General features: G+C 36.2%; 1 protein-coding gene. It reads left to right on the forward strand.

The window, feature by feature from the left end:
• The first annotated feature begins 257 nt into the window (after positions 1-257).
• Positions 258-1411, forward strand: a protein-coding gene (locus WAM07_RS12365; protein ID WP_422167268.1) for an IS3 family transposase whose coding sequence is annotated in 2 segments (ribosomal slippage) — positions 258-528 and positions 528-1411 — 1155 coding nt in all. Because the reading frame shifts where the segments join, the coding sequence is not laid out codon by codon here.
• The last annotated feature ends 110 nt before the right edge of the window (positions 1412-1521 follow it).

Genomic DNA, 1521 nt, shown 5'->3' on the forward strand with positions numbered 1-1521 from the left:
AGTCACGAATAATGAAAAAGAATTCAAAAGAATAAAAAATATCACTATCGAAAATTGGACTAAGTAATGTGTATCTTGATCAGTTTCCGCTCTGATACCAAAGAAAAAGCCGGAACCATGAGTCGTGAGTCGTAAGTCGTGATCCGTAATTAGTAAGTAGTAATTGGTAAGTAGTAATTAGTAAAAGCCGTAACCTTACCCCATATAGTGGACACGAAGAATAATGACTATATTAATCTTAAATAATGGAGGTGTCCATGGAAATCGAAAAGAGGCGGAAGTTTTCAAAAGGGTTTAAGCTGGATGTAGTAAATATGATAAAAATAGGGGATAAGAGCGTAAGAGAACTATCCGTTGAATTAGAGATAGCGGAGAGCATCCTATATAGGTGGATAAAACAATACGACACGGATAAAGGTGAGGCGTTTCCGGGGGAGGGACACCTTAAGCCCTCAGAAGAAGAGGTCAGAAAATTAAGGAAAAAACTAGCAGATGTAACAGAGGAGCGCGATATATTAAAAAAGGCTATAAGCATCTTCTCCAAAGACCAGAAAAGAAATACGATTTTATAGTAAGCAATAAAGCTAGATTTAGTGTAGAGAAGATGTGCCGAATATTGGGAGTATCTAGGAGCGGATATTACAAAAGGAAGAAAAACGGGAAGAGCAAAAGAGCAATAGATCAGGAACGGCTGTTAGAAAAGATAACTGAGATCTATTATGAAAGCAGAGGATTATACGGAAGCCCCAGAATAAGCGCAGAATTAAAGAGACGCGGAGAGAGCTGCGATAAGAAAAGAATAGCCAGGATAATGCAAGAATCTGGCATACGAGCAAAAACAGTAAAGAGATATAGGCGCACAACTAACTCAAACCATAATGAAAAGGTTGCTGATAACCGATTAAATCAGAGTTTTATTGTTCATAGACCAAATAAGGTTTGGGTAAGCGATATAACATATATTCGAACCAAAGAAGGGTGGCTGTATTTAGCGGCAATATTGGATCTGTATTCAAGACGAGTTATTGGATGGAGATTAGATAAAGACTTAGGTTCAGATCTTGTGCTTAGAGCGCTTCAGAGAGCCTTGGAAGAACGAAAGATAGAAGAAGGTATTATTTTCCACTCAGATCGAGGTGTTCAATATGCCAGCGGTGATATGAGAAAAATGTTGACTGAGAATAAAATAATACAGTCAATGAGCAGAAAAGGAAATTGTTATGATAATGCGGTTGTAGAATCATTTTTCCATACCCTTAAAACCGAGCATATAAATTTTGAAAAATATGAGACAAGAGAACAAGCAAAATTGAGCATTTTTAATTACATAGAATTATTTTATAACAGAAAAAGATTGCACTCAACTTTGGGCTATAGATCTCCTGTTGAGTTTGAGAAAACGGAAAGTTGACTAAAATTATTGTCCACTTTTATAGGGTAAGATCAGACATTGTCAGAAGTCGTCCTAAGTGTTTAACATTAAAAAAAGGAAAGCTAAAAAGCTGATTTATATGATTGACG

The sequence above is a fragment of the Halobacillus sp. genome (assembly GCF_049282395.1).
GTDB lineage: Bacteria > Bacillota > Bacilli > Bacillales > Halobacillaceae > Halobacillus.